Here is an 8,211-nt window from a genome sequence, read left to right on the forward strand (position 1 = left end):
GACATCTACTTCCAGGTGGGATTGCTGACCACCATTGGACTATCGGCAAAGAACGCGATCCTGATCGTGGAGTTCGCCGAAGCGCGCTACCGCGCCGGCAGTTCGGCGGTGGAGGCGGCACTGCAGGGCGCGCGCCTGCGCCTGCGGCCGATCGTGATGACCTCGCTGGCCTTCGTGGCAGGCGTCATTCCGCTGGCATTGGCCACCGGCGCCGGCGCGGTCAGCCGCCGTGAAATCGGCATGAGCGTGATCGGCGGCATGCTCTCGGGAACGGTGCTGGCGGTGGTGCTGGTGCCGCTGTTCTTCGTGCTGGTACGGCGGCTGGGCAGGGCGCGGCCGGTGCATTGAGGGCAGGGCCGTCGGTTGTCATCGGTATGCCGCAGCGCCATCACCCGCTCTTGGCCTGGGCATCGGTACGGTAGCTCGTCCCCGCCCCCAACGGAGACCTGCCATGTGGTTGCTCGACCGACTCTGGCCCCCGCGCCCTGTGCTGCCCGCTGAGACGCTGCCGTCTGCAGCGGACACGCCCGCGCGTCGAGCGCCGTTGAAGCGCCCGTTGCGCGTCGGCCGGGCCAGCATGGCGCCGTGGCAGAAGATCGCGCCGCCGCCCCGGCGCAGCCGGCACTAACCGGTACGGTCGGCGGGGTGGTTCACTCCGTCATTGACCGGAATCGTTCCCAGCGCGAACGGGTCGATGCCTTCCAGGCAGGCCACGTTGTAGCCGTACTGGTCCGGGTTCGAGCGGCGGCGGTGGTGCGTGTAGATGCCACAGATTCCGCAGAAGTAGTGCTCGGCCACGTGGGTGTTGAACTGGTACAGGCGCAGATGAGCCTGTCCGCGCACGATCTGCAGCCCGTCCCGTGCAACGCTGGCGGCGATGGCGCCGCGGCGCCGGCACATCGAACAGTCGCAGCGGCGCGGGTCGACGATGCCCTCGGGCAGGTCCAGCAGCAGCTCGACCGTGCCGCAATGACAGCTGGCCCGGTGCTGCGCCTGCACGGCTACGCCGGCCACGGTGGTGATGCCCATCTCTGCTCCCTGCGCGCCCTTGGTGGGTGCCAGTATGCCCCCGGCCGCGCCAGCCTGAACCGGTTGTAGATGTCGCCGTGAGGCGGCTTGTGGCTAACTATGCCGCCCCGGGACCTCGACAGGACGCCAGTGAAAGCCGCAGGACGATGGATGACAGGATGTGTGATGGTGCTGCTGGCGCTGTGGGTGGCCGGTCTGTTGACCTACCAGATGCCCGGGCCGGGCTGGCTGGGCGTCGCCGCGGCATCGCTGTGGTTGCTGGCCGCTGCCTGGGCCGCCTGGCAGGTGGCGCGCGGCCGTGGCACGCGCAGGCTGTGGGCGGCCTTTGCCGGCGCTCTGGCGCTTGCGGGGCTGTGGTGGCTGCTGCTGACCCCGCGCCAGGACCGCGACTGGGCCGATGATGTAGCACAGCGCCTGCACGTGGAATCCTTCGATGGTCGCCACGTGGTGCTGGACAACGTGCGCGATTTCACCTGGCGCACCGAGACCGACTACGACGCGCGCTGGGTGCGCCGCAGCTACGACCTCGACCAGCTGCGTTCGGCCGACCTGGTGCTGTCGTACTGGATGGGCCCGGCAATCGCCCACACCCTGGTCTCGTTTGGATTCGAGGACGGGCGCCACCTGGTCTTCTCGCTGGAAATCCGCAAGGAGCACGGTGAATCGTTCTCGGCGCTGGGCGGCTTCTTCCGCAAGTTCGAGATGACGCTGGTCGCCTCCGAAGAAACCGACATCATCCGCACCCGCACCAACGCGCGCGGCGAGGATGTCTACCTGTACCGCCTGCACGGCATGGACCGCAACCAGCTGAAGACCCTGTTCGCTGCCTACATCGACCAGGCTCGCCAGCTCGACGCCACGCCCGGTTTCTACAACACGCTGACCAGCAACTGCACCACGATCGTCTTCGATCTGGCGCGGCATATCGCCCCGCGCCTGCCGCTGGACTACCGGTTGCTGGCCTCGGGCTACCTGGCCGAGTACGCGCAGGAGGTGGGGGCGCTCACGCCTGGCGTGCCGTACGCCGAACTGCATGCCAAGGGCCGCATCACCGAGCGCGCGCTGAAGATGGCCCCCGACGATGATTTCTCCACCGTGATCCGCCAGGGCATCCCCGGCACCGAGCAGGACCCGCAGCAATGACCCCGATGATTCTGTTCCGCTGGCAGCGCGTGTTGCCGACGCTGTTGGCTGCCTTCCTGCTGCTGGGTGGCAGCGGCTGCGCGATGGTCACCGTCAAGCAGGTGGCGTCCAGCGATTACCTGGTCAACAAGCGGGCCGACGTGCTCAACACCGGCAAGCTCAGCCCCGCCTCGCGCGAGACGCTGAGTGCGGCCGGGCTGGACGAATCGCAGTGCGAGAAGGAATTCCTGGTCTGCCGCAGCACGCTGTTGATGACCGATGACCTCAACGTCGAGCAGCGCTTGTCGACGCTGTCCGAGCTGTGGGTGAAGGCCGCTCTGGCACTGACGCCGAAGAAGCAGGCGGCCAACGAACCACCGATGAGTGATGCGGCGCTGGATGCGTGGCTGGAGGCGGCGCGCTATGGCTACGCCTATCTGTTCTACAGCGGACGCTCGCCTTCCGATCGTGCGTTCGAGGACCGGCAGACGCAGGTGCGCGATTACTACAACTACGCTGCCGAGAAGGCCGCCGTGGTGTTGTTCGCGCGCGCTCGTGCCGCAGCGCTGGCCGGCGAGGACTACACCAAGCCGGTGTCGGCAGGCAGCTGGACGCTGGCGTCCGATTTCCAGCGGCTGTCGCTGAAGAGCATTCCCAAGCAGCTGGTGCCGGCCGGCACTGTCAGCTTCGTTGGCATGCGCAGCACCTATCGCCGCGATGGTTTCGGCGCCGAGCTGGTGATGGTGATGGACCCGCCGAAGCTGGTGGTGCCGGTGGTCGCCGCGGAAGGGCCGAAGGCCGAAACGGCACAGGCGCAGGCCACGAAGGACGAGCAGGAGAAAGGCGTCCGTCGCGGACGCCGCCACCAGCACGACGATTCGGTGCCCGAGTACAGCGAGATGTCTTCGATCAACGTCACGGCATTGCTGCGCTTTGAAGGCAACACGCTGGAGGACGTGATGCGCACCCGTCAGGTGCTGCTGGATGGCTATTCGCCCGAGGCGACCGAGCGCATCGCCCTGCATGGCGAAGAGGTGCCGCTGGCGGGCAACTTCACTGCTGCCTACGGCCTGTGGCTGGCGCAGAGCGGGTTCGCCACGCAGTCGCTGCGTACCCTGTTCGGCATGAGCGAGGGCATCGGCGAGCCGCATATCTACCTGATGCAGCCGTGGGATCCGAACCGCCGCATCATCTTCATGCTGCATGGCCTGGGCAGCAGCCCGGAAGCGTGGGTGAACCTGGCCAACGAGATCATGGGTGACCCCGAACTGCGCCAGCAGTTCCAGGTGTGGCAGGTGTACTACCCGACCAATGCGCCGATTGCGCTGAACCGCTATGAGATCGCCAACGCGTTCAACGACACGCTGAAGCATTTCGACCCGAACGGCAGCACGCGTGCCTCCAAGGACATGGTCTACATCGGCCACAGCATGGGCGGCGTGCTGGCGCGGTTGCTGGTCAGCGACTCGGGCGACGTGCTGTGGAACGATCTGCTGGCCAACTATGACCTGAAGGGTGAACGCCTGAAGCGGGTGCAGTCCAAGCTGGGTCCGCTGCTGCACTTCAAGGCCGAACCGAACGTGGAGCGTGCGATCTTCATCGCCGCTCCGCACCAGGGCACGGACATCGCCGGCAACAAGGTCGGTCGCCTGATCGGCCGCCTCGTTCGCCTGCCGCTGACCATCCTCGGCAAGTTCGAGGATGTGTTCCTGGCGCTGGCGCAGGCTGAGCAGCAGGTGGATGGCACGGCCAAGCCGAAGATCCCCAACAGCATCGACAACCTCAAGGCCAGCGACCCGTTCGTGAAAGCCGCTGCGCAGCTGCCGATCACGCCGGGCCTGAAGTACCACTCGATCATCGCCCAGCGCAAACCGGAACTGCCGGTGGAGAAGTCCGACGATGGGCTGGTGCCGTACTGGAGCTCGCACCTGCCGGGCGCGCTGTCGGAGAAGGTGATCATTTCCGGCCACAGCGTGCAGGAAACCCCGCAGGCGGTGCTGGAAGTGCGCCGCATCCTGCACCAGGACATCGATGAAGTGGGCACGGTGGCGCGGCCCTGATCGCGGGTTCCGCCGGGCGTGCCCCGGCGGAACCCGCGGCGCGTCTACACCCGCCTGGCGATCACGGCGGCGAACGCGGCCAGGCCCAGGGTGATGGCCAGGCACAGTACGTAACCGGTATGCGGGGCGCTTTCCACGAACAACGCGAACAGCGCGCCGGATACCGCCAGTGCGGTGGTCACCGACAGCGCTTCGCTCAACTGCAGGGCCGAGGTATTCGCGCCCTGTTCGTGCGGCGGTGACAGTGACAACGTCAGCACCGACAGGCTGGCGTAGATCATGCCCATGCCGAAACCGGTCAGCGTCCAGCCGACCAGTGCGACCGGCAGCGGTACCGCAGTGAACAGCACCGCCAGCGTAGCGGCGATGCCCACGGTCATCAGCGGCGTGCCCACGCGCAGCAGTTGCTGGCGCGACCAGCCGCGCTGCTGGTGACCCTGCAGCCACGAGCCGGTGAACCAGCCCAGTGCGCCCAGGCTCAGTACGGCACCGGCCCAGCTGGGCGACAACCCGCGCTCGCGCTGCAGCAGCAGGGGCAGGTAGGCCTCGCAGGCGAAGAATGCGGCAGCGGCCACGCCACGCAATGCGATCACGCTGGGCAGTCCGCGGCGCAGGCGCAGGGTGCCGGCCGGCAACAGGCGGTGCACGCAGAACAGCAGCGCCAGCATCGCCACGCCGATGCACACCAGCGCCGGCACGCCCTGTTGCGGCCCACCCAGGTAAAGCAGCAGGGCAGCAAGGGACGCGCCGGTCGCCCAGCGTACGATGCTGGCGCGGCCATCATCGGCAATACCGGTCGCTGTAGCCTGCATGCGCGCCAGCGCCGGTCGCAGCAGCAGGCCGGCCGGTATCGCCAGCAGCGGTACCGCCAGGAACACCCAGCGCCAGCCCAGATGCTGCACGATCACCCCGCTCAGTGCCGGGCCGATCATCGAGGGCACCACCCAACCGGCAGAGAACGCGGCGAATACCTTCGGCCGTAGATGCTCGGGATAGGTGCGACCGACCATCACATACAGCGAGACCGAGATGGCACCGGCGCCGAGGCCCTGCAGCAGACGGCCGGCCACCAGCATGCCCATGCGCATCGCGAAGCCGGCCAGCAGCAGGCCCAGCACGAAGCAGGCCAAGCCCCACCACAGCGGCCGTGCAGGCCCGTGGCGGTCGGCCCAGCGGCCGGCCAAGGTCATGCCGATCACGCTGGTGGCCAAGGTGCCACCGAAGGCCAGCGCATACAGGCGCAGGCCGTCCAGTGCCTCGGCCACGGTGGGCATCGCGGCGGCTACCGCCAGCGCCTCGAAGGCATGCAGGGAGACCAGGGCGACCATGCCCACGGTGGTGGCGCGATAGCGCGCGGACAGGATGGAGGAATCGACCGGATCGGCCGTGGCAGCGGGGGAGGGCATCGGGTTCCTGCGGGTGGCGGACGGGCCGCGCTTGTCATCTGGCGGCGATGGTAGCAGCATGCCACCTCAACCAAAGTTGAGGTCAATCGATGCTGGCACAGGACATGAGCGTCGGCGATGTCGCCCGTCGCAGTGGCGTGGCGGTCTCTGCGCTGCATTTCTACGAGCGCAAGGGATTGATCAGCAGCCTGCGCACGTCGGGCAACCAGCGCCGCTACGCCCGCGACGTGCTGCGGCGGCTGGCGGTGATCCGCGTGGCGCAACGCGTGGGCATGCCGCTGGAAGCGGTGGCGCGTGCGTTCGAGAGCCTGCCGCAGGGGCGGGCGCCGACCAAGGCCGACTGGGCCAAGCTGTCTGCACGCTGGCGGGTGGAGCTGGAGGAGCGCATCCACATGCTGCAGCTGCTGCGCGACGAGCTGACCGGTTGCATCGGCTGCGGCTGCCTGTCACTGAAGCGTTGCCGCCTGGCCAACCCGGACGACGTGCTCGGCGAGCGCGGCGACGGCCCGATGCGCTGGGGCTGACCGTGCTGGCGGGTGCCGACCTTGGTCGGCACGCTCGTTACCAGACGGTGATCGTTTCGCCGCTCTGGATGCCTTCCACCGCGCGCTGGAAGGCCAGCGCCGCGCGTTGTGCGGTGACGGCTTCAAAGCCGGGGAAGTACGGAGCGTAGGCCTCCATCGATTCCACCAGCACGTTCGGGCTGACCACGTTGATGCGCAGCCCGCGCGGCAGCAGTTCCAGCGCCGCCGCACGCACGAAACCTTCCAGTGCATGGTTGACGGCGGTGGCGTTGGCACCATCGCGGATCGGCTGCGCGCTGACGATGCCACTGGTCAGTGTGATCGAGCCCCCCGCGTTGAGGTGGTGCTGCGCCGCCAGCGCAAGACGCACCTGGCCGAGCAGTTTGTCCTGCAGGCCGACGTTGAACTGTTCGGGTGTCATCTGCTGCAGGGGGCCGAAATGCAGCTTGCCGGTGGTGGAAATCACTGCATCGACCGGACCGGTCTGCGCGAACAGCTCGCGCACGCTGGCGTCGTCGGTGAGGTCCACGCGCAGGCTGCCGCTGCGGCGACCGGCAGCGAGGATGTCGTGCTGCTGGCCCAGGTGGCGGGCAACGGCCTGGCCGAGGGTGCCGCTGGCACCGACGAGAAGAATCTTCATGACAGCTCCTTGCGAGAGGGGATGGACGCAGTCTGCGCCGTCACTGGATGGTTTGGTAAGGAGCGTATGATTCGCATATTCCTAACCATGGGTTTGCAATGGACACCTTGCGCTGCATGCAGGCCTTCGTCGCCGTGGCCGAGCACGGCAGTTTTTCTGCTGCGGCCAGCCAGCTGCAGGTCTCGTCGGTGATGGTCGGCAAGTACATCCAGCAGCTTGAAGCGCACCTGGGCACCGCGCTGCTGCAGCGGAACACCCGGCGCCAACGCCTGACCGAGGCCGGCAATGCCTATCTGGCCGGCTGTCGGCAGGTACTGGAACAGGTGCAGCAGGCCGAGGCGGACGTGGCCGGGCTGCAGGTGCAGCCACGCGGACTGTTGCGGGTCAGTGCGCCGACCACCTGGGGTAGTTGTGTACTCGCACCGCTGCTGGCCGAGTTGCTGCGGGCACAGCCGCTGCTGAACATCGAGCTGGACCTGAGCAATCGCCGCATCGACCTGATCGAGGATGGCTTCGATGCAGCGATCCGCGTCGGTCCGCTGCCGTCGCAGGAACTGGTCGCGCGGCCGCTGCCGCCGTACGCGATGAGCCTGTGCGCATCACCGTCGTACCTGCGCCGCCGCGGCACGCCGCGCACGCCTGCCGATCTTGAAGGACATGATTGCCTGAGCCACTTGGCCTGGCGCGGTGGTCACGGTTGGCAGTTGGCCAACGGCGAAAAGGTGGACTGGGAAGCGCGGCTGACCAGCAATGACGGTTACGCGCTGCGTGAAGCAGCCGTGGCGGGTGCGGGCCTGGTGCTGCAGCCGACCGCGCTGCTTGCTGGGGAAATCGCGGCAGGACGATTGAAGCCTCTGCTGCGCGACCATCTGCCCGAGCCACGGCCGATGCACCTGATCTACCTGCCCGACCGTCGGCCACGACCGCGTCTGCAGTGTTTCGTCGATTTCGTCATGACGAAACTGGGGACGTAGATCCACGCATGGCGTGGACGGCACTCGGCGGATATGCATGACCGTAAATGCATCCACGCATGGCGTGGATCTACTGTCAGCCGCCAGTAGATCCACGCCATGCGTGGATGGCGATGGGTGCCGACCGTTGGTCGGCACACCTGTTTCAATCATTGGCCGCTGACAATTCCTGCCCGCGCACCTGCGCTGCACGCAGTGCCTTTTCCACCAACGCTTCAAACCCGCCGGCCTGGAAGCTCTCGATCGCCGCCTGCGTGGTGCCGTTGGGTGAGGTCACCCGGCGACGCAGTTCGGCGGGGCTTTCACCGGCTTCATCCAGCATGCGCGAGGCGCCCAGCAGCGTCTGCACCACCAGCGTGCGCGCTGCCTCTGCAGGCAGGCCCTGTGCGATACCCGCCGCTTCCATCGCTTCGGCCAGCAGGAACACATAGGCCGGGCCACTACCGGATACGGCGG

General features: G+C 67.5%; 9 protein-coding genes. 5 read left to right on the forward strand and 4 right to left on the reverse strand.

The window, feature by feature from the left end; translation table 11 throughout:
* Window positions 1-348, forward strand: a 348-nt coding sequence (locus DBR20_RS14970) for an efflux RND transporter permease subunit (RefSeq protein ID WP_181393095.1), incomplete at its 5' end; no start/stop codon positions are given.
* Window positions 349-624: 276 nt separating this feature from the next.
* Here the strand turns inward: DBR20_RS14970 and DBR20_RS14975 are convergent.
* Complete coding sequence (locus DBR20_RS14975) at window positions 625-1,029, reverse strand: GFA family protein (RefSeq protein ID WP_108266726.1); 405 nt, start codon at window positions 1,027-1,029, stop codon at window positions 625-627.
* Between the two features lie 165 nt (window positions 1,030-1,194).
* Here DBR20_RS14975 and DBR20_RS14980 point away from each other — a divergent pair, with 165 nt between their 5' ends.
* Both DBR20_RS14980 and DBR20_RS14985 read left to right on the forward strand, forming a co-directional pair.
* Window positions 1,195-2,172: a DUF4105 domain-containing protein gene (locus tag DBR20_RS14980; protein WP_108266727.1), complete on the forward strand. Its 978-nt coding sequence runs from the start codon at window positions 1,195-1,197 to the stop codon at window positions 2,170-2,172.
* Window positions 2,169-4,211, forward strand: coding sequence for a hypothetical protein (locus DBR20_RS14985; RefSeq protein ID WP_108266728.1), 2,043 nt, complete (start codon window positions 2,169-2,171; stop codon window positions 4,209-4,211). Before DBR20_RS14980 ends, DBR20_RS14985 begins: the two co-directional genes overlap by 4 nt.
* Before the next feature lie 44 nt (window positions 4,212-4,255).
* Here DBR20_RS14985 and DBR20_RS14990 read toward each other — a convergent pair whose 3' ends face one another.
* The gene (locus DBR20_RS14990) at window positions 4,256-5,677 is read right to left on the reverse strand and encodes an MFS transporter (RefSeq protein ID WP_108266729.1); all 1,422 of its coding nucleotides are present in this window, start codon (window positions 5,675-5,677) and stop codon (window positions 4,256-4,258) included.
* 29 nt (window positions 5,678-5,706) lie between these two features.
* Between DBR20_RS14990 and soxR the strand changes: the two genes are divergently transcribed.
* Window positions 5,707-6,141 carry a redox-sensitive transcriptional activator SoxR gene (soxR, locus tag DBR20_RS14995; protein WP_108266730.1) on the forward strand — a complete coding sequence of 145 codons (435 nt, stop codon included), beginning with the start codon at window positions 5,707-5,709 and terminating at the stop codon, window positions 6,139-6,141.
* 37 nt (window positions 6,142-6,178) lie between these two features.
* On the opposite strand, the gene DBR20_RS15000 is transcribed toward soxR, so the two are convergent.
* Window positions 6,179-6,781 (reverse strand): short chain dehydrogenase, encoded by a 603-nt coding sequence (locus tag DBR20_RS15000; protein ID WP_089239269.1) that lies wholly within the window; start codon window positions 6,779-6,781, stop codon window positions 6,179-6,181.
* 98 nt (window positions 6,782-6,879) lie between these two features.
* Between DBR20_RS15000 and DBR20_RS15005 the strand changes: the two genes are divergently transcribed.
* Window positions 6,880-7,755: a LysR family transcriptional regulator gene (locus DBR20_RS15005; RefSeq protein ID WP_108266731.1), complete on the forward strand. Its 876-nt coding sequence runs from the start codon at window positions 6,880-6,882 to the stop codon at window positions 7,753-7,755.
* 145 nt (window positions 7,756-7,900) lie between these two features.
* Here the strand turns inward: DBR20_RS15005 and DBR20_RS23260 are convergent.
* On the reverse strand, window positions 7,901-8,211 hold a 311-nt coding region (locus DBR20_RS23260; protein ID WP_308812618.1), incomplete at its 5' end, for a pyrroline-5-carboxylate reductase dimerization domain-containing protein.

This window comes from Stenotrophomonas sp. HMWF023 (assembly GCF_003060985.1).
GTDB lineage: Bacteria > Pseudomonadota > Gammaproteobacteria > Xanthomonadales > Xanthomonadaceae > Stenotrophomonas > Stenotrophomonas lactitubi.

Bases quoted from the DNA above. Each gene is read 5' to 3' on its own strand.
- DBR20_RS14975 (WP_108266726.1), bottom strand. From the start codon at position 1,029: ATGGGCATCACCACCGTGGCCGGCGTAGCCGTGCAGGCGCAGCACCGG.
- DBR20_RS14980 (WP_108266727.1), top strand. From the start codon at position 1,195: ATGGTGCTGCTGGCGCTGTGGGTGGCCGGTCTGTTGACCTACCAGATG.
- DBR20_RS14985 (WP_108266728.1), top strand. From the start codon at position 2,169: ATGACCCCGATGATTCTGTTCCGCTGGCAGCGCGTGTTGCCGACGCTG.
- DBR20_RS14990 (WP_108266729.1), bottom strand. From the start codon at position 5,677: ATGCTGCTACCATCGCCGCCAGATGACAAGCGCGGCCCGTCCGCCACC.
- soxR (WP_108266730.1), top strand. From the start codon at position 5,707: ATGCTGGCACAGGACATGAGCGTCGGCGATGTCGCCCGTCGCAGTGGC.
- DBR20_RS15000 (WP_089239269.1), bottom strand. From the start codon at position 6,781: ATGAAGATTCTTCTCGTCGGTGCCAGCGGCACCCTCGGCCAGGCCGTT.
- DBR20_RS15005 (WP_108266731.1), top strand. From the start codon at position 6,880: ATGGACACCTTGCGCTGCATGCAGGCCTTCGTCGCCGTGGCCGAGCAC.